This is a genomic window from Flavobacterium oncorhynchi (assembly GCF_002217355.1).
Classification (GTDB): Bacteria; Bacteroidota; Bacteroidia; order Flavobacteriales; family Flavobacteriaceae; genus Flavobacterium; species Flavobacterium oncorhynchi.
Genome location: NZ_MUHA01000005.1, coordinates 1 through 18,795, shown reverse-complemented (window position 1 = coordinate 18,795; position 18,795 = coordinate 1). Strand labels below are relative to the sequence as shown.

General features: G+C 32.4%; 17 protein-coding genes. 11 read left to right on the top strand and 6 right to left on the bottom strand.

The window, feature by feature from the left end; translation table 11 throughout:
• Window positions 1–16 precede the first annotated feature (16 nt).
• The 8 genes from B0A75_RS03285 (at window position 17) to scpA (ending at window position 8,167) form a co-directional block, all read left to right on the top strand.
• Window positions 17–730 carry an SAM-dependent methyltransferase gene (locus B0A75_RS03285; protein ID WP_089052869.1) on the top strand — a complete coding sequence of 238 codons (714 nt, stop codon included), beginning with the start codon at window positions 17–19 and terminating at the stop codon, window positions 728–730.
• Window positions 731–747: 17 nt separating this feature from the next.
• Window positions 748–1,233, top strand: a complete 486-nt coding sequence (locus tag B0A75_RS03280; protein ID WP_089052868.1) for an energy transducer TonB — start codon at window positions 748–750, stop codon at window positions 1,231–1,233.
• Window positions 1,234–1,245: 12 nt separating this feature from the next.
• Window positions 1,246–2,373: a methionine aminotransferase gene (locus B0A75_RS03275; RefSeq protein WP_089052867.1), complete on the top strand. Its 1,128-nt coding sequence runs from the start codon at window positions 1,246–1,248 to the stop codon at window positions 2,371–2,373.
• 74 nt (window positions 2,374–2,447) lie between these two features.
• Window positions 2,448–3,329: an SDR family oxidoreductase gene (locus B0A75_RS03270; protein ID WP_053474060.1), complete on the top strand. Its 882-nt coding sequence runs from the start codon at window positions 2,448–2,450 to the stop codon at window positions 3,327–3,329.
• Window positions 3,330–3,583: 254 nt separating this feature from the next.
• Entirely contained in the window at window positions 3,584–4,192 is a 609-nt protein-coding gene (udk, locus tag B0A75_RS03265) for a uridine kinase (RefSeq protein WP_089052866.1), read from the top strand.
• Between the two features lie 84 nt (window positions 4,193–4,276).
• A complete protein-coding gene (locus B0A75_RS03260; RefSeq protein ID WP_089053084.1) occupies window positions 4,277–4,603 on the top strand; it encodes an FtsB family cell division protein in 327 nt (108 codons plus the stop codon).
• Window positions 4,604–4,620: 17 nt separating this feature from the next.
• Complete coding sequence (locus B0A75_RS03255) at window positions 4,621–5,985, top strand: methylmalonyl-CoA mutase subunit beta (protein ID WP_089052865.1); 1,365 nt, start codon at window positions 4,621–4,623, stop codon at window positions 5,983–5,985.
• A gap of 49 nt (window positions 5,986–6,034) precedes the next feature.
• Window positions 6,035–8,167: a methylmalonyl-CoA mutase gene (gene scpA, locus B0A75_RS03250; RefSeq protein ID WP_089052864.1), complete on the top strand. Its 2,133-nt coding sequence runs from the start codon at window positions 6,035–6,037 to the stop codon at window positions 8,165–8,167.
• Window positions 8,168–8,202: 35 nt separating this feature from the next.
• Here the strand turns inward: scpA and B0A75_RS03245 are convergent, their stop codons facing one another.
• The 4 genes from B0A75_RS03245 to dapF all read right to left on the bottom strand — a co-directional run bounded on the left by B0A75_RS03245 (window position 8,203) and on the right by dapF (window position 11,784).
• Complete coding sequence (locus B0A75_RS03245) at window positions 8,203–8,847, bottom strand: peptidoglycan-binding protein LysM (protein ID WP_089052863.1); 645 nt, start codon at window positions 8,845–8,847, stop codon at window positions 8,203–8,205.
• A 561-nt stretch (window positions 8,848–9,408) separates the two neighbouring features.
• On the bottom strand, window positions 9,409–10,449 hold the full coding sequence (gene mltG / locus B0A75_RS03240) for an endolytic transglycosylase MltG (protein WP_089052862.1): 1,041 nt from the start codon (window positions 10,447–10,449) through the stop codon (window positions 9,409–9,411).
• A 2-nt stretch (window positions 10,450–10,451) separates the two neighbouring features.
• Window positions 10,452–10,994 carry a GNAT family N-acetyltransferase gene (locus B0A75_RS03235; protein WP_089052861.1) on the bottom strand — a complete coding sequence of 181 codons (543 nt, stop codon included), beginning with the start codon at window positions 10,992–10,994 and terminating at the stop codon, window positions 10,452–10,454.
• Between the two features lie 7 nt (window positions 10,995–11,001).
• Window positions 11,002–11,784, bottom strand: a complete 783-nt coding sequence (dapF, locus tag B0A75_RS03230; RefSeq protein WP_089052860.1) for a diaminopimelate epimerase — start codon at window positions 11,782–11,784, stop codon at window positions 11,002–11,004.
• Window positions 11,785–11,922: 138 nt separating this feature from the next.
• Between dapF and B0A75_RS03225 the strand changes: the two genes are divergently transcribed.
• Both B0A75_RS03225 and B0A75_RS03220 read left to right on the top strand, forming a co-directional pair.
• Window positions 11,923–13,323, top strand: a complete 1,401-nt coding sequence (locus tag B0A75_RS03225) for a trypsin-like peptidase domain-containing protein (RefSeq protein WP_089052859.1) — start codon at window positions 11,923–11,925, stop codon at window positions 13,321–13,323.
• A gap of 197 nt (window positions 13,324–13,520) precedes the next feature.
• Entirely contained in the window at window positions 13,521–14,969 is a 1,449-nt protein-coding gene (locus B0A75_RS03220; protein ID WP_089052858.1) for a glyceraldehyde-3-phosphate dehydrogenase, read from the top strand.
• A 62-nt stretch (window positions 14,970–15,031) separates the two neighbouring features.
• On the opposite strand, the gene B0A75_RS03215 is transcribed toward B0A75_RS03220, so the two are convergent.
• Complete coding sequence (locus B0A75_RS03215; RefSeq protein ID WP_089052857.1) at window positions 15,032–15,490, bottom strand: Lrp/AsnC family transcriptional regulator; 459 nt, start codon at window positions 15,488–15,490, stop codon at window positions 15,032–15,034.
• A gap of 201 nt (window positions 15,491–15,691) precedes the next feature.
• Between B0A75_RS03215 and ald the strand changes: the two genes are divergently transcribed.
• Entirely contained in the window at window positions 15,692–16,810 is a 1,119-nt protein-coding gene (gene ald, locus B0A75_RS03210) for an alanine dehydrogenase (protein ID WP_089052856.1), read from the top strand.
• A gap of 130 nt (window positions 16,811–16,940) precedes the next feature.
• On the opposite strand, the gene pafA is transcribed toward ald, so the two are convergent.
• Window positions 16,941–18,560, bottom strand: coding sequence for an alkaline phosphatase PafA (gene pafA / locus B0A75_RS03205; RefSeq protein WP_089052855.1), 1,620 nt, complete (start codon window positions 18,558–18,560; stop codon window positions 16,941–16,943).
• Window positions 18,561–18,795 lie beyond the last annotated feature (235 nt).

Below are 18,795 nucleotides of genomic sequence, written 5' to 3'. Positions count from 1 at the left end.
TATAAAATATCACAAAATGAAACTTCTAGGAAAACTATATTTAATTCCAACTACAATGGGCGAAAGCGATCCGATGGATGTTTTGCCGCAAACCGTTAGAAGAAGTATCGAACTTATAGATCACTATATTGTCGAAAATGACAAAACTGCTAGAAAATCAATAAAAGCAGTTTATCCTGAAAAAAAACAATCAGAATTGGTTCTTTTTACCCTTAACAAACGAACGGAACCAAGCGAACATTTAGATTTTATCAAACCTTTACTAGAGGGAAAAAATATGGGTTTAATGAGTGAAGCAGGCTGCCCAGGCGTTGCTGATCCTGGTGCTGTTATTGTAAAATTAGCACATGAAAAAGGAATTCAAGTAGTCCCATTAGTTGGCCCCTCTTCTATCCTATTAGCCATGATGGCTTCTGGAATGAATGGCCAAAGCTTTACTTTTAATGGCTATTTACCAATTGACAAAGACGAAAAAAAATCGGCATTGAGGCATTTCGAGAAATTATCTCACGATAAAAATCAATCTCAGATTTTTATTGAAACGCCTTATAGAAATAATAAATTGGTTGAAGATATTTTACAGATTGTAAATCCGTCAACATATTTATGTATTGCAACAGATATTACTTTACCAACAGAATTTATTAAAACAATGCGTATTTCTGATTGGAAAAAATTGAAAGTAGATTTACACAATCGCCCTACTATTTTTATTATTCATAAAATGTAAATTTAAAAGTTCTCGCAATGAAAAAGCTTTTAATCCTGATTTTGATTTGCGGTCTACAAACTGCGTTTTCTCAAAACACTAAACAAGTTTCTAAAACAAAAAATGCAGAACCAGACAGTATTAAAGACAAGAATCTTTATTTCGATTCACATTTAATCATCGAAGAACCTATTCCAACGAATAGTGACAACAAAGTTTACAATACGGCAGAGATAGATATAAAACCAATTTTTCCGGGAGGATTTGAGAAATTTTATAAATTCATAGAAAACAATTTTAAATATTCTGACGAAGGCCTTGACTTAAAAGGAAAAAAAATATACGCAAGATTTATAGTAGAGCAAGATGGCGCACTAACTGACATAAAAATCCTAAAAGATGCAGGCTATAATACAGGAATTGAAACAATTCGAGTTTTAAAAAAATGCCCGAAATGGTCTCCTGGAGAAAAAGACGGCAAAAAAGTTAGAGTTTTATATTCACTCCCAATAACTTTAAAATAGTTAAACTTTATCATGAGTAAACTACCAAATGTAACCACAAGCATTTTCACGGTAATGTCAAAAATGGCAGCCGAATACAATGCGATAAATCTTTCTCAAGGATTTCCAAATTTTCCTGTTGATGAAAGGTTGACAGATATAGCAGCGAGATTATCAAAAGAAAATGTACACCAATATACACCAATGGCAGGCTTTCCGCCATTGATGAGCAAAATTGCCAAGCTGACTCAGAGTTCTTACGGCAGAACAATAAATCCTGAATTAGAACTTTTGATTACTGCTGGCGCAACACAGGGAATTTTTACATCGATTTTGGCTTTGGTTAAAGAAAATGATGAAGTAATTATTCTTGATCCAAGTTATGATTCGTACGAATCTCCAGTTTTACTCTGTAATGCAAAACCTGTACGTGTGGCGCTAAACGATGATTATACTCCAAATTGGGAGACAATCGAAAAAGCCTGTTCTCAGAAAAGTCGAATGATTATTATTAATAACCCGCATAATCCAACAGGGAAAATATTAACTGAAACTGATTTTGATAAACTAGAGAAAATACTTTCAAAATATCCAGATCTTTTGGTTTTATCTGATGAAGTTTATGAATACATAACTTTTGAAGAGAAACACATTTCGGCACATACCAAAAATTTCCTTTTAAATCGTTGTATTATGATTTCCTCTTTTGGAAAATCATTTCATATTACGGGTTGGAAAATTGGTTACACTATTGCACCGGAACATTTAATGAAAGAAATCAAAAAAGTACATCAGTTTTTGGTTTTCAGTGTAAACAGTATTTCTCAAGCTGCAATCAGCGAATATTTAGACGTTGTTGATGTCAATTTACTTGGAAAGTTCTATCAAGAAAAAAGAGATTATTTCCAGGAACTGCTTCAAAACAGCCGTTTCGAATTGAAACCATGTGAAGGGACTTATTTTCAGGTAGCTTCTTATGCTGCTATTTCTGATGAAGATGATGTAACTTTCTGTAAAAATCTAATTATTAATCATGGCGTTGCTGCGATTCCTATTTCAACTTTCTACTCTGATCATAAAGACCAGAAATTAATTCGTTTTTGCTTTGCCAAAGATAATTTAACACTAGAAGCTGCCACAAAAAAACTACGCGAAATATAAAGTTTATCAAAATTTTACAACTTTATTATGCGTGCATCCTATTTTTTTAATTAATATTGTAAAAAAAGAAAAGTATGAGCTATACAGATAAAATGTTACGTGATGACGCTTTAAAAGGAAAAGTTATCGTTGTTACAGGCGGCGGAAGCGGTTTAGGAAAAGCTATGACAAAATATTTTCTAGAATTAGGCGCTCAAGTCGCTATAACTTCTAGAGATTTAGAAAAGTTAAAAACGACTGCAGCAGAGCTTGAAAGTGAAACTGGCGGAAAATGTTTACCTCTTCAATGTGATGTTCGTCATTATGAAGAAGTAGAAAACATGCTTCAGGAAACTTTAAAAGTTTTTGGAAAAGTAGACGTTCTTTTGAACAATGCTGCTGGAAATTTTATTTCTCCAACAGAACGTTTGTCTGCAAATGCATTTGATACTGTTATAGACATTGTACTTAAAGGCTCTAAAAACTGTACACTGGCTTTTGGAAAACACTGGATTGACACCAAACAAACATCGGCAACGATTTTAAATATTGTAACGACTTATGCTTGGACAGGTTCTGCCTATGTCGTACCAAGTGCTACTGCAAAAGCTGGAGTTTTAGCTATGACAAGAAGTCTTGCTGTGGAATGGGCAAAATACGGAATTCGTTCTAATGCTATTGCACCAGGACCGTTCCCAACAAAAGGAGCTTGGGACAGATTATTGCCAGGAGATCTTTCTGAAAAGTTTGATATGGCAAAAAAAGTGCCTTTGAAACGAGTTGGAGATCACCAAGAATTAGCAAATTTAGCCGCTTATTTAGTTTCTGATTTTTCAGCTTATGTAAATGGAGATGTTATCACAATCGACGGAGGTGAATGGCTTAAAGGTGCAGGACAATTCAATTTATTAGAAGCAATCCCAGAAGAGCTTTGGGACCAGCTTGAAATGATGATAAAAGCAAAAAAGAATAAATAATTTTACGTGCTTACTAAATTCAGAATATTTTATTAAAACTATACTGATTGCGCGAAATCCCGAAGGTTTACTTTCGGGATTTTTTTTATATTTTTCACCATATAAGTGATATTAGTTCAATGAAGTAATAAATTGTTTGAATATTCTGCTTGCGTAAATTTACTTACATTACTTATATGGTTAAATACATTAATATGCTTACACAATTCACTTAAATTATTATTTTTGCCAAACAAATAACAAACAAAAATTTTATGCTCATTATTGGACTTGCAGGAGGAACAGGAAGTGGAAAAACAACAGTTGTACACCAAATCATGACTGAATTACCCGACACTGAAGTTGGTGTAATTTCTCAAGATTCGTATTACAAACAAACCGATAATTTATCTTTTGATGAAAGAGCATTAATTAACTTTGATCATCCAAGATCTATTGATTTTGAACTTTTAGTAAAACATCTAAAGGCTCTAAAATCAGGCGAAACTATCGATCAACCTGTTTATTCTTTCATACAACACAACAGGACAGATGATACCGTGTCAACACACCCTAGAAAAGTAATGATCGTTGAAGGAATTTTAATTTTAACGAATCCCGAATTACGTGAACTTTGCGATATCAAAATTTTCGTTCATGCCGATTCTGATGAAAGATTAGTTCGACGTTTAAAAAGAGATATTTCAGAAAGAGGACGTGATATCGACGAGGTTTTAAACCGTTATCAAAATACATTAAAACCTATGCACGAGCAATTTATAGAGCCATCTAAGGCTTTTGCTGATATTATTATACCTAATGACAAATACAATACTGTAGCAATTGATGTAGTTCGCGCTGTAATTAATCAGAGAATTTCATAATTTTTATTGTAAATTTAAACCATCAAAAAATGAGCTGATCCTGATTTTATTGGGATCAGTATAATGTAGGTAATGAAAAGTAAAATGAAAAATCCTTATAAAGACAAAAAATGGTTTAAACTCCTAGGCAATAAGTATGTTTGGGTACTTCTCTTTTTTGTTATCTGGATGCTGTTTCTAGACAATTATTCCTATTTTGATCATCGTTTTTTAGACCAGCAGGTTAATGAGCTGCAAGACAATAAAAAGTACTATCAGGACGAAATAAAGAAAGATCAGGAACAGATCAAGCAGCTAAAAAATCCTGAACAAATAGAAAAATATGCTCGCGAAAAGTACTTTATGAAAAAAGACAGCGAAGATATTTACATCATTCAATTCGAAGGAGATACTATTCCAGATAAAGAATAATCAGAAAAAAGCAACTAATGGCTAATACACTATTCAACGATTTTAATCCTATCTCATCCAAACAATGGAAACAAAAAATTCAGTTTGAATTAGATGGAGCTGATTATAACGAAACGATGATTTGGAATTCTCCTGAAGATATTCAAGTTAAACCTTTTTATCATCGAGACGAATTCACAAAAGCGGCATCGGTTAAAACTCACACTTCTAATTTTCAAATCTGCCAAAATATCTTTGTACATGATATCGAAAAATCGATTAAACGTGCAATTGATACAATCGAAAGAGGTGCAGAAAGTCTTCGTTTTACAATTCAAAACGAAAATACTGATATTCAAAAATTATTAGAAAATCTTCCTTTAGAAAACAAAATCGTTTACTTCAATTTAAGTTTTCTCTCAATCGATTTCGTAAAATTATTAAACGCAATTTCTGTTCAGAAAAAGGCTGTTTTTTATTGTAATTTAGATCCTATCGGGCAATTGGCCCGTGACGGAAATTGGTTTACAACCTCAGACAAAAATAATTTTGAAACGCTTGAAAAAATTTCAAACGAGGCAAAAGATCTTTCATTACTTAGTGTTGATTTAGGTTTATATCAAAATGCCGGGGCAAATATTACGCAGCAAATCGCATATAGTTTAGCGCATGCAAATGAATATTTAAATCGTTTACCTAGTATTACAAAACCAATTGTTTTTCAAGTTTCTGTTGGAACAAATTATTTTTTTGAAATTGCGAAACTTCGTGCTTTACGAATGCTTTTTAAATTAATTGCAGCTGAATACGACTCTAATTTAGAATGTCATTTATTGGTTACGCCAACGAAACGAAATAAAACTATATACGATTATAATGTCAATATGCTTCGTACTACAACCGAATGTATGTCGGCAATTTTAGGCGGCGCGGATGCTGTTGCTAATTTACCTTATGATGCTTTATACCATAAAGACAATGAGTTTGGTGATAGAATTGCGAGAAACCAGCTTTTAGTTTTAAAACATGAAAGTTATTTCGACAAAGTCGATAATCCAGCGGATGGAAGTTATTACATTGAAAGTTTAACCATGCAATTGGCAGAAAAGAGTTTGACTTTATTTAAAGATATTGAAGCCAATGGTGGTTTCTTAAAGCTTTTGAATGATGGAACTATCAAAAAGAAAATTCAGGAAAGCGCTGCTAAAGAACAAGAATTATTTGATTCTAAAAAAGAAGTTTTATTAGGTACCAATAAATACCCTAACAAAGAAGACAGAATGAAACATGATTTAGAATTGTTTCCTTTTGTAAAAATCAAACCCAGAAAAACATTAATTACACCTATTATAGAAAAAAGATTAGCCGAGAAACTTGAACAAGAAAGACTAGAACTTGAATAATTTTTTTTTTAACGTAATTAATATTCACACCAAAGAAAGCGTCTCCATAATGAGAAAAGACCTTAAACATATTAAATTAGACATTGAAAAATCGAAAGTCGAAAATCAAGAACCTAAAGATTTAACTCATAACTTTACAACTGCTGAAGGTATTGAACTTAAAAAAAGCTATTCTGAAAAGGATATAGAAGATTTAGAGTTTCTAGATTTTGGAGCTGGTTTTACTCCCAATTTACGTGGACCTTACGCTACGATGTACGTTCGTCGTCCGTGGACGATTCGTCAGTATGCCGGATTTTCGACTGCAGAAGAAAGTAATGCTTTTTATAGACGAAATCTTGCTGCAGGTCAAAAAGGACTTTCAATAGCTTTTGATCTACCTACTCATCGCGGTTACGATTCTGATCACGAAAGAGTTGTTGGAGATGTTGGAAAAGCTGGCGTCGCCATAGATTCTGTTGAAGACATGAAAGTATTATTCGACCAGATTCCGCTTGATGAAATGTCTGTTTCAATGACCATGAATGGTGCAGTTTTACCTATTATGGCATTTTACATTGTTGCTGCTGAAGAACAAGGCGTTGAACTTAATAAACTTTCTGGAACAATTCAGAACGATATTTTGAAGGAATTCATGGTGCGCAACACTTATATATATCCACCAGCACCATCAATGAAAATTATTGCTGATATTTTTGAGTTTACGAGCAAAAAAATGCCAAAATTCAATTCTATCTCCATTTCTGGATATCATATGCAAGAAGCTGGAGCGACTGCCGATATTGAATTGGCCTATACTTTAGCAGATGGATTAGAATATATTCGAACTGGATTATCAACTGGAATGACGATTGATGAATTTGCTCCACGCCTTTCTTTCTTTTGGGCAATTGGAATGAATCATTTTATGGAAATTGCCAAAATGAGAGCGGGCCGAATGATTTGGGCAAAACTGCTTCAACAGTTTAACCCGAAAAGCGACAAATCATTAGCATTAAGAACACATTGCCAAACAAGCGGATGGAGTTTAACGGAACAAGATCCTTTTAACAATGTTGCCAGAACTTGCATTGAAGCAACGGCAGCTGCATTTGGAGGAACACAGTCTCTACATACCAACGCACTTGATGAAGCTATTGCATTACCTACCGATTTTTCGGCCAGAATTGCACGTAATACTCAAATTTATTTACAAGAAGAAACTAAAATAACTAAAACAGTTGATCCTTGGGGCGGAAGTTATTATGTAGAATCGCTTACAAATGAAATTCTAGAAAGCACTTGGAAACTGATAGAAGAAGTTGAAGAGCTTGGCGGAATGACAAAGGCGATTGAAGCTGGAATTCCAAAATTAAGAATTGAAGAAGCAGCTGCAAGAAAACAAGCTAGAATCGACAGTGGTCAAGACATAATTGTTGGCGTAAATAAATTTAGATTAGAGAAAGAAGATCCTCTTCATATTTTGGATGTCGACAACCAAATGGTTCGTAAACAACAAATTGAACGACTTACAGAAATAAAAGAAAAAAGAGATTCACAAAAGGTAAATCAATCACTTGAAAAATTAACTCATTGCGCAAGAACTCAAGAAGGCAACTTATTAGAAATTGCTATTGAAGCTGCTAGAAATAGAGCTACTTTAGGAGAAATAAGCGATGCTCTTGAAAGTGTATTTGGAAGGTTCAAAGCGCAAATTAAATCATTTAGCGGTGTGTATAGTGCAGCAATAAAAAATGACGAGAATTTCGAAAAGGCAAAACAGTTAGCTGATGCTTTTGCGAAGCAAGAAGGAAGACGCCCTAGAATTATGATTGCCAAGATGGGACAAGACGGTCATGATCGAGGTGCAAAAGTTGTTGCAACGGGTTATGCCGATGTAGGTTTTGATGTTGATATAGGACCTTTGTTTCAAACTCCTGCTGAAGCAGCTAAACAAGCTGTCGAAAACGACGTTCACATATTAGGCGTTTCATCGCTTGCCGCAGGGCATAAAACATTGGTTCCGCAGGTTATTGAAGAACTTAAAAAACGTGATCGTGAAGATATTATGGTAATTGTTGGCGGAGTAATTCCTGCACAAGATTATCAATTTTTGTTTGATGCTGGTGCGGCCGCGGTATTTGGTCCGGGTACTAAAATAAGTGAAGCTGCCATCAAAATTTTAGAAATATTGATTGACTAACATTTAAAAAAAATATCNNATATTTTTTTTAAATGTTAATCGTTTATTGTCGCATTACTGTCTGCTTCAATAAAAGAAAGATCATAACCACCAAAATCGCGCATGTAACTTTTTAATGAAGTTCCAAAAGCATCTCTAAAATGTCTATTGCCTTTATTTTTAAAAAAGTTTTTTACTGATCCAGCACCACCTAAATGCGCTGCCGCTAAAATACCTGATTCGGTAATTTGAATACCACTAACAACTTTTCCTTCATACTTTTCAATTTCATTACGCAAAATCCATTTGTTTTTAGATAATAATGCTAGAAAAGCTTTTTCCTGTAAGGCAGGATCTTTTAGAAACTCTTTTTCATTGCTGACTCCGATAGCACGTAAAGCTTGAGAACCAAATTGATATTTTCCCATATATCCTAGAGAATTTACCATTCGGTATTTTCCCTGAGATTCTTTAAAAGCAACTGCTTCTTTAAAACCAATAAGACGATTTCCTGTGTATGGGACGTTTAGACTAATTTTAGGATAATCATCCTTTTCTGTTGATGGAAATATGTACTCAGATCCATCTGTTTTTTCTGTTAAAAACCAAGGTTTGGTTTCCAAAGTAAAGGGTTTAAAACCCAAACTTAAAAATGTAATAATAACGATCAAACTCGCATAAAAATACCACTTCTTTATCATAAATTGTTTTTCTTCAAAACGCTGTCACCTTTTTGAAATTTCTACGCTGCAAAGATAACGAATATTAAACAATGCTGTAAATCAGCACTTTATAAGTTTGTGAGATTTTTAAAATTTAGTCTAAACCCTTTAATCACGCATTATTAGAGCTTATTTTTTTAAAATGAATGAGGCTTAAAAAAGGGAAAAAACTAATTCAATAAAATGTCATTTTTATCAAATTTTTATCAAATTTGTTAAAATAGAAAGATTAAACCTACCTTTTTATATCATTTTTAACGTGAATAAAAACTTCAATTATAAAAATCAAGAAAAAAAACATAGAGAAAAAATATATTTTTATCAGATAAATTCCTGTTCGTGAAATAAAAATTTTCAAATCTAGCTTTAATATTCTTTGCATTCACATTTTATTAAAATTGAATGTTAAATGCTTCTACTTTTCAAACTCAAAAAAAAACTTTGAATTGGAAAATCAGCCATACTCAAAAAATAAAAAAACCGAAGTAAAAACTTCGGTTTAATATCTTATATTTTATTTTAAAAAAGCGTTAAACTAAGTTATCTGGTTACACCTTGACTTGCAATCCAGTCAGAATATTTTTTTGCATTCACATTATGTTCTGCTAAAGTTGAAGCAAATTCATGATAACCAAAACGATCTACACTTGCACAAAAATAGATATAATCGTTTTTCTCAGGATTCAAAACGGCTTCTAATGCCGTTATATCAGCCATTGCAATAGGTCCAGGAGGAAGCCCAGTATTTACATAAGTATTATAAGGTGATTTCATAACCAAGTCATTGTAAAAAACTCTTTTTATTACTTGATCAAAATTATTGTCTCGCAGTTTTAAAGCATAAATAACTGTTGGGTCTGCTTGTAATGGCATATCTAAACGTAATCTGTTTAAATAAACACCGGCAATACGCGGACGCTCATCTTTTTTAACTGATTCTTTATGAACTATAGACGCTAAAATAGATACTTGAACTGGTGTTAAACCTTGTTTTTTAGCTTGCTCAATTCTTTCAGGAGTCCAAAAATTATGATATTCTTTTATCATTTTATCTCGGAACTTTTCTGCAGATGTATTCCAGTATACTTCGTATGTATTTGGAATAAACATAGCAAAAACATTATCTTCGTTGAACCCATTTGCTGCCAAAAAAGTAGAGTCTTTAAATGCTTTCATTAAAGACAAACTATCCGCTTCAATTTCAGAACCAACTCTTCCGGCAAAATTCTCTAAACGTTCTTGATTATTAAAAGCCAATTTTACAGGAACATTTGAACGCATAGCACGAACTAAGTCAATATTGTTCATGTCTTTTTTAAGAAGAAAACGCCCAGACTTTACATTTTCTGGATAACTTCTTTTGTTTGCCACCATTTCAAAATTTTCAAAGTTCTTGATATAGGGTTCTAATATCTTTTTTACATCGGTATAGTTTGCGCCAGTTGGAACGTAAACGTAAACCTCTTTTTCCTGAAATTTTGTATTGGCGCTGAATATTTGGCTAATTAATATAAAACCGTAAACTATTAAAACAGAAATTACGGCTACAGCAGTTATTGTGATGATTTTCTTTAGATTCAAAGCTATAAATTTAAATGTTCTTTATTAATTAATTGAAAAATTGCTTCGTCATGATAGTGGTTATTTAACAAAATCCAATCTTTTTTAATTCCAATTTTCTCAAAACCAAATTTAGTAAAAAGAGCCATACTTGCAGCATTGCTTGTACTAATATTTGCATAAAGCTGATGCAGATTCAAATTAAAAAAAGAATAATTAATCAGCAGTTCTAATGCCTCAGAACCAATGTTTTTACTTCTATTTTCATTTTTTTGAATCACAATCCCTACTCCTGCTCTATTATTTTTTGGATCAAAATCAAATATATCGATCAAACCAATTGCTGGAAAATCTTCATCCTGACAAATCGCAAGACGCAGTTGCTTTGCTTCATAAATATCTTGCTGTGCATTCTCGAGATACTGGCGAATTAAAAAACGACTATAAGGCGTATGAGTATTGCTGACTTCCCAAATACTCTGATCATTTTCCATCGCAAATACAAACTCTAGATCATTAGGCTCTAATGCACGCAGATAGATTGTATCTCCTTTGAGTGTAATCATTATAAAATTAGATTTCGATTGTTCCTTTAAAAACAAATTTTGCAGGTCCAGTTAAAAAAACATTTGTAAAATGTTCTCCTAGTTTATCAAAAGAAACATTTAGTTTTCCGCCTTCAACATTTAAATCAATCGAAGTTTTATCAGTCTGACCAGTGGCATTCATTGCAATTGCAACTGCGGTCGCTCCAGTACCGCAGGCCAAAGTTTCATCTTCAACTCCTCTTTCATAAGTACGAAGTGAAAAAGTTTGATCGTCAACTTTTTTCACAAAATTAATATTACTTCCTTTTTCTCCATACAATTCTCCATAACGAATGGCTGCTCCGTTTTCTTTCACATTATAATGTTCTAAATCATCAACTAACTGAACATGATGCGGCGATCCTGTATTTAAAAAAGTATAAGAATCGTTTTTTTTCACTTCATCAACATCAATCATTTGCAATGAAACAATTGCATCATTATTTACGGATGCATGGTGCAAACCGTCTGTTGCTATAAAGGTTGTTTTATTATCGATTACACCCAGCTGATTTGCAAAAGCTACTAGGCAGCGTCCTCCGTTTCCACACATTGAACTTTGGTTTCCATCAGAATTATAATAAACCATTCTGAAATCCGTTTCTTGATCATTTTCTAGCAGAATAAGACCATCAGCTCCAATACCAAAACGTCTGTCACATAAGCGTTCAATCAATTTTACATCTTCTTTTGGGAAAAAATTTGTACGATTATCAATCATGACAAAATCATTGCCAGTTCCTTGATATTTATAGAATTCTATTTGCATTTTTTAGTCATTAAGTAATACAAAAGTACGAACTAATAATTAATGAAATGTTAATCATTGTTAAAGAGAGTTAAACCACTTTACAAAATATTTTTTTGCTTTATTTTTACATTAAATAACTTAAACAAAATTGTAATTATGAAAAGATTTTCATCCTTATTTTTAGTATCACTTTTAAGTGGTGCTATTACCCTTGGAGCTTACAAGTTATTATTTGAGAGTAACAATTCTCTTTTTGGAAAAGGAAACTCTGTTGTTACACTTGCGCCCAATTCATTCGGAAAAAATGTCGCTCTCTCTGCTGAAACTGTAGATTTTACAGAAGCTGCGGACAAAACAATTCATACTGTTGTTCACGTTAAAAATGTCAGCAGGCGAACTGTGAGTAATCCTATGCTTGAATTTTTCTATGGTTATGGAGGACAGCAGCAGCAAGAACAAGTAGGGACTGGGTCTGGTGTTATTATTTCTGAAGACGGCTACATTGTAACAAACAATCACGTTATAAAAGATGCTACAGAAATTGAAATAACATTAAACAATAAAAAGTCTTATAAGGCAAAACTTGTTGGCACGGATTCTAAGATGGATATAGCTCTTTTAAAAATTAATGCCGATGAAAAATTACCTTATACGCCTTTTGCAAACTCTGACAGTGTAAAAGTTGGTGAATGGGTTTTGGCAGTAGGAAATCCTTACAACTTAACTTCGACTGTAACTGCAGGAATTGTTTCGGCTAAAGCTAGAAATCTAGATCAAAGCGGTATTCAATCCTTTATTCAAACAGATGCTGCCGTGAATCCAGGAAACAGTGGTGGAGCATTGGTAAACACAAGAGGTGAATTAATTGGAATTAATACTATGATTTCATCTACAACAGGATCTTATGTAGGATATTCATTTGCAGTTCCTTCTAATATTGCTCGAAAAATTATTGAGGACATAATGGAGTTTGGAAATGTTCAAAGAGGAATTTTAGGTGTTGAAGGCGGAGAACTGAATAGTGCTGTGTCTAAAGAATTAGGAGTTACTGAAACTCAAGGTTTTTATATTAGTAAGGTTTCCAAAAATTCTGGAGCAGAAAAAGCTGGTCTTGGCAAAGGCGATATTATTGTAAAACTTGATGAACAAAATATTTCAACTTATGCAGATCTTTCTGGTTACATTAATACTAAACGTCCAAATGATGTTATTAAAGTTACCTATATTAAAGAAGGTAAAACTAAAACCGTTCCGGTTACTTTAAGTAAAAATGAATTTTTTAGTACTGAATATAAAGGAATGGAACTAGAAAATATTGATGCTTCTGACAAAAAGAAATTCAGAATTGATTATGGTGTAAAAATCAAAAATATTACAAACGAGAATTTAATGCAGTACCAAAACGAGCTGCAGGGTAATATCATTTTAAGTATAGACAATGTAAAAGCAACAAATGTTGAAACTGTTTCTAAACTTTTGAGTAAAAAAGACGAAGGACAGAGTTCTCGTATTGAAATGATAAACAGAAATGGTGAAATTTTTAGAATCATAATCTAAATCTCTGTTTACAAAATAACATTGCTAAAAGCCATCTTAATTATTTAAGATGGCTTTTTTATATTTAATGAAAAGAAAAAGCCTTTATATTAATTTCAAAAATAAATGCTAAAACAGTTTACGAAATCGATTGAAATAGGTACTTTTGCGCAAAATTTTAAAATAGTGAGCATTTTATTTTTTTAATTTAATCAATTATGAGCAAAAAATCTTTGTACCAAAAAGAGGTATCATTACAGGTCGACCGAAGAAGAGCTGGTGTCGAATTAATCAAAGTAATAAGTGATTTATGGTACGACAAATCCATTGAAATGGTTTTATTCAAAAACCAATTACTGGATAAAAATGTTAGTGACATTATCAATCTTCATCAATATGCAGGTGAATTTGTAGGTAAGCCAATTACAATTTTTGATTCGGTAGAAATCGCAAAAGTTGTTTTATCATTAGATCTTCCGCCTGCAAAAATAGATCTTGGTAAACTTACCTACGAGTATCGTTTAGAAGATGAAAAATATCCTGACGCAAGATATTTTGTTATCGAAAAATTAAAAAAGGCTAAATCATCAAAAGAAATTCAGCCAAAAGATGTTGTTCTATACGGCTTTGGAAGAATCGGACGTTTATTGGCGAGAGAATTAATGTCTAAAACTGGAAAAGGAAACCAATTGCGCTTAAGAGCAATTGTTACTCGAGATAAAAATGATGCATCAAGTTTAGAAAAAAGAGCTTCTTTACTTCGTTATGATTCAATTCACGGAGACTTTCAAGGTTCAGTAATTGCCGATCCAAAAAATAATGCCTTAATCATTAATGGAACTACTGTTCATATTATTACAGCAAATTCTCCTGAAGAAATTGATTATACTCAATACGGAATAAATGATGCTTTAGTAATTGATAATACGGGAGCATTCACAACTGAAGAGGCTTTAAAAAGACATTTAACTTCTAATGGAGCAAATAAAGTATTACTGACTGCACCAGGAAAAGGAGTACCAAATATAGTACATGGTGTAAACCATAATGAGTATAATCCAGATGAAAACGATATTTTTTCAGCTGCTTCATGCACCACAAATGCAATCACACCAATTCTAAAAGTTATTGAGGAAACATTAGGTGTAGTAAAAGGGCATTTAGAAACTATTCATGCATATACAAATGATCAAAATTTAGTTGATAATATGCACCGAAAATATCGTCGCGGCAGAGCTGCTGCTCTAAACATGGTAATTACCGAAACTGGTGCAGGAAGTGCCGTTGCAAAAGCTTTACCATCTCTAGAAGGAAAGTTAACTTCAAATGCTATTCGAGTTCCTGTTCCTAATGGATCACTTGTAGTTTTAAATTTAGAGGTAAAAAAAGCCACTTCAATTGCTGCGATCAATAAAATTATGAAGAAATATGCACTTGAGGGAGAATTGGTAGAGCAAATAAAATATTCTTTAAATAATGAATTAGTTTCATCAGATATTGTTGGTACTTCTGCTCCTTCAATTTATGACAGTAACGCAACAATTGTATCAAAAGACGGTAAAAATATAGTATTATATATCTGGTACGATAATGAATACGGCTATAGCCATCAGGTAATTCGTCTTGCAAAATATATAGCAAAAGTAAGACGATTTACTTACTATTAACAGAAACCTAACCAAAACCAAATTACCTAAAAACCATCAAGGAGACTTGATGGTTTTTTCTTTTAAACGGGTAAAACTGTAGTGCTTTTAACTTCAGAAATAACAAAAACAGTATTTATAAGAGATACTTCTGGCAAGATAGAAAGTTTTTTTTGATGAAAATGATGATAGCTTTCCATATCTGGAATTATAATCTTTAACATATAATCAAAATTCCCAGATACATAATTGCACTCTACCACTTCAGGCAGATTCAAAATTGACTGATTAAAACCTTCAGAAGTATCATAGGTCTGTTTAGTGAGTGTTACTTGGCAATAAACAGTCAAATTATTCCCAAGTTTTTTCTTATCCAAAATGGTCACATATTTCTCTATAATTCCATCTTTTTCAAGTCGTTTCACTCGATCATGAACAGGAGTTAAAGACAAATTTATTTTGTTTGCAATATCTTTTAAAGTATAATGTGCATCTACTTGTAAAAGACGTAAGATTTTTTTGTCTATTTCATCTAAAGCCATAACGAAAACGTTGTATTAAAATTTATGAAATTTAGTTTTTTTTTCTCTTTGAATATTTAATCTATCGCTTAAAAAGAATAATTTTCTGTAAAATTAAAAAATAAAATAATATTTTCTTATTTATTACCCTATAAACCATAATTTATTCTCTATCTGTAGATTTGTAAAACAATTTCAATAAAAACAAAAAAATATAACAAAATGATAATAGGAGTTCCAAAAGAAATAAAAAATAACGAAAATCGTGTAGCATTAACTCCAGCAGGAGTTTCTGAAATGAAAAAACACGGGCATGTTGTTTATGTTCAATCAACTGCTGGTTTAGGCAGCGGTTTTAGTGATGATGAATATGCACAAGCAGGAGCGGTAGTTTTACCGACAATCGAAGAGGTATATGCTATTGCTGAAATGATTATTAAAGTAAAAGAACCAATTGCATCAGAGTATCCTTTAATCAAGAAGGATCAATTATTATTTACTTATTTCCACTTTGCTTCGTCTGAGCCATTAACTCATGCAATGATTGAAAAAGGTGCAGTATGTTTAGCTTACGAAACAGTTGAAAAAACAGATCGCAGTCTGCCATTATTAGTACCAATGTCTGAAGTTGCAGGTCGTATGGCAATTCAACAAGGTGCAAAATATCTAGAAAAACCATTAAAAGGAAGAGGAATACTTTTAGGAGGTGTTCCAGGTGTTCCACCAGCTAAAGTATTAGTTTTAGGAGGAGGAATCGTAGGAACTCAAGCTGCAAAAATGGCAGCTGGATTAGGAGCTCAAGTAACAATTATGGATTTAAGCTTACCTCGGTTACGTCAATTAGACGATATTATGCCTGCAAATGTAAATACAGAAATGTCTAACCATTATAACATTACAAGAGCAATTAAAGATGCAGATCTAGTTGTTGGAGCCGTCTTAATTCCGGGAGCAAAAGCACCTCACTTAATTACTCGTGATATGCTAAAATTAATGCGCCCAGGAGCTGTTGTAGTAGACGTTGCGGTTGATCAAGGAGGTTGTATTGAAACTTGTACTCCAACAACACACGAAAACCCAACTTTTATTATTGATGATATTGTTCACTATTGTGTAGCTAATATGCCAGGTGCAGTTCCTTATACATCTACTTTAGCTTTAACTAATGCTACTTTACCATATGCTGTGCAATTAGCAAATAAAGGATGGGAAAAAGCTTGCGCTGAAAGTGAAGAATTGAAAAAAGGTTTAAATATAGCTAACGGAAAAATCCTATATAAAGGAGTTGCTGAAGCATGGAATCTTCCATATAATGAAGAATTAGTATTGGCAAACGCATAGTGCCAATATTAAATAAGTGCTTACTAAGCAATAAAGCAAAAGGCTTTTCGTAATGAAAAGCCTTTTTTTATGTTTAAAAAAACCTGCTCTTTAAGGAGCAGGCCATAATTTATTATTTTTTAATAGTTACTTATTTCTTTTCATCTAAAACTTCTTGTAAAACCTTTGCCTCAGTTCCGTTCGGGAAAGTAACTTTAATTTTTTGTGCAATTGTTGGAGCTATTTCAGTTATTGCTTTTTTATCATAAGATTCTCCTTTTTTAATATGCCAGCCGTAAAAAATAGCTGGTACATGGGTATCATAGCTATAGATAGTACCATGAGAAGTTCCTGTAGTAGAATATTCAATATCTCCAGGTTTATCCACAATTACTAAATCTCCATTTTGAGTAACATCGTAACCTTTAGCAACAAAATTTAATGAATAGTCATTTCCTCCATTTGCTAAAATTTCCTCTTCTGTATAAACCTTTTTCACTTGTGGTTGAGAAATCAAGAACTCTTTAAAAGCTTGCTTAACTTTAGCCAATTCCAAACGTTTATCTTTTATGATTTGTCTATTAAAAAAAACATTAAAATTTGAGTAATTTAAAATCAAATCAACACCAAAAGTTTTTGTTGAAAAATCTTGTAGGCTTTTCTTAACTTGCTTAGAAGGGTAATTATCTACATTATACTTACGATCCTTTAAATAAATTACATTTTCTGCTCCTGCATGATCAGCTGTTAAAAAAAGTAAATAATTTCCTTTTCCTACTGTTTTATCCAAATAAGCTAAAAAATCAGCAATAGTTTGATCTAATCTCAAATAAGTATCTTGAAGTTCCATTGATCTAGGCCCAAGCAAATGCCCAACATAATCAGTAGATGAAAAACTAACAGTTAAAAAATCTGTTATATTATCTTTTCCAAGTTCTTCTTTTTCTATTGCTCTTTTAGCAAATTCAGCTAAAAGATCGTTCCCGTATGGAGTCGCACGGATAACTCCAGCATCGTTCTTCTCGTACATTGATTTTAAATCATATGGAAAAACAGGAGCTGCACTTCCATACAGTTTCCCTTCATAAGGATTATTATCTGGAAGACTCTCATTATACACTGAAGCAGGTTTATACAAATCCCAGCCTTTATTAATGTATTTTAAGTAGTTTTTTTCATTATTAAATTCAGAAACCCATTCTGGCAATTTCTCTCCATAAAAAGTACTAGAAATAAAAGATCCTGTCTTACTATACCAAAATGCCCAATTGGCAAAATGTCCAGCTGGCAAAATTGCACCACGATCTTTAAGACTCATTCCAATTACTTTTCCATTAAAATTGGTTGCCATTCTAACTTCATCAGTAATAGTAGTACTTTGAAGATTCTTAGGTGACATAGCCCCTTCGTCAGCAGTTCCATCACCAACAGTTTTTACATCTGCATCATCTGTACAATACATTTCTTTTCCAAGAGTCCTACTGAACCACTCGTTACCAACAATACCATGTGTAGCAGGAGTTGTACCAGTATAAATTGAAGCATGTCCAGGTGCAGTATAAGTTGGCATATAATTATAATGCATATTTTGAAAAACATATCCATTATTCATTAATTTTTTAAAACCATTTGGGGAAAAATCATCAGAAAATCGATATAAATATTCCATTTTCATTTGATCAACTACTATACCTACAACCAATTTGGGACGTTGTTGTGCACTAAGATTTGTAATAACAAAAAGTGTCAACAGTAAAATACTTTTCTTCATGTTTAAATAAATAATTTAAAGACAAAAATACTCATTCAAATCCAAAAATTCTAAAGTATTAATACCTAAGACTAAACAAATAATCATAATTTAACAAAATTAAACTACAACCTATTATTGAATTAAAGAAATACTCACTTAAAAACTCTGCTTTCTAAAATAAATAATATTAAAAAGTGAGCAAGCAATCTAAAATCTAAAACATTTATAAAACAAAAAAAAATCCTCATCAAAT

Bases quoted from the DNA above. Each gene is read 5' to 3' on its own strand.
- B0A75_RS03285 (WP_089052869.1), top strand. From the start codon at position 17: ATGAAACTTCTAGGAAAACTATATTTAATTCCAACTACAATGGGCGAA.
- B0A75_RS03280 (WP_089052868.1), top strand. From the start codon at position 748: ATGAAAAAGCTTTTAATCCTGATTTTGATTTGCGGTCTACAAACTGCG.
- B0A75_RS03275 (WP_089052867.1), top strand. From the start codon at position 1,246: ATGAGTAAACTACCAAATGTAACCACAAGCATTTTCACGGTAATGTCA.
- B0A75_RS03270 (WP_053474060.1), top strand. From the start codon at position 2,448: ATGAGCTATACAGATAAAATGTTACGTGATGACGCTTTAAAAGGAAAA.
- udk (WP_089052866.1), top strand. From the start codon at position 3,584: ATGCTCATTATTGGACTTGCAGGAGGAACAGGAAGTGGAAAAACAACA.
- B0A75_RS03260 (WP_089053084.1), top strand. From the start codon at position 4,277: ATGAAAAATCCTTATAAAGACAAAAAATGGTTTAAACTCCTAGGCAAT.
- B0A75_RS03255 (WP_089052865.1), top strand. From the start codon at position 4,621: ATGGCTAATACACTATTCAACGATTTTAATCCTATCTCATCCAAACAA.
- scpA (WP_089052864.1), top strand. From the start codon at position 6,035: ATGAGAAAAGACCTTAAACATATTAAATTAGACATTGAAAAATCGAAA.
- B0A75_RS03245 (WP_089052863.1), bottom strand. From the start codon at position 8,847: ATGATAAAGAAGTGGTATTTTTATGCGAGTTTGATCGTTATTATTACA.
- B0A75_RS03235 (WP_089052861.1), bottom strand. From the start codon at position 10,994: ATGATTACACTCAAAGGAGATACAATCTATCTGCGTGCATTAGAGCCT.
- dapF (WP_089052860.1), bottom strand. From the start codon at position 11,784: ATGCAAATAGAATTCTATAAATATCAAGGAACTGGCAATGATTTTGTC.
- B0A75_RS03225 (WP_089052859.1), top strand. From the start codon at position 11,923: ATGAAAAGATTTTCATCCTTATTTTTAGTATCACTTTTAAGTGGTGCT.
- B0A75_RS03220 (WP_089052858.1), top strand. From the start codon at position 13,521: ATGAGCAAAAAATCTTTGTACCAAAAAGAGGTATCATTACAGGTCGAC.
- B0A75_RS03215 (WP_089052857.1), bottom strand. From the start codon at position 15,490: ATGGCTTTAGATGAAATAGACAAAAAAATCTTACGTCTTTTACAAGTA.
- ald (WP_089052856.1), top strand. From the start codon at position 15,692: ATGATAATAGGAGTTCCAAAAGAAATAAAAAATAACGAAAATCGTGTA.
- pafA (WP_089052855.1), bottom strand. From the start codon at position 18,560: ATGAAGAAAAGTATTTTACTGTTGACACTTTTTGTTATTACAAATCTT.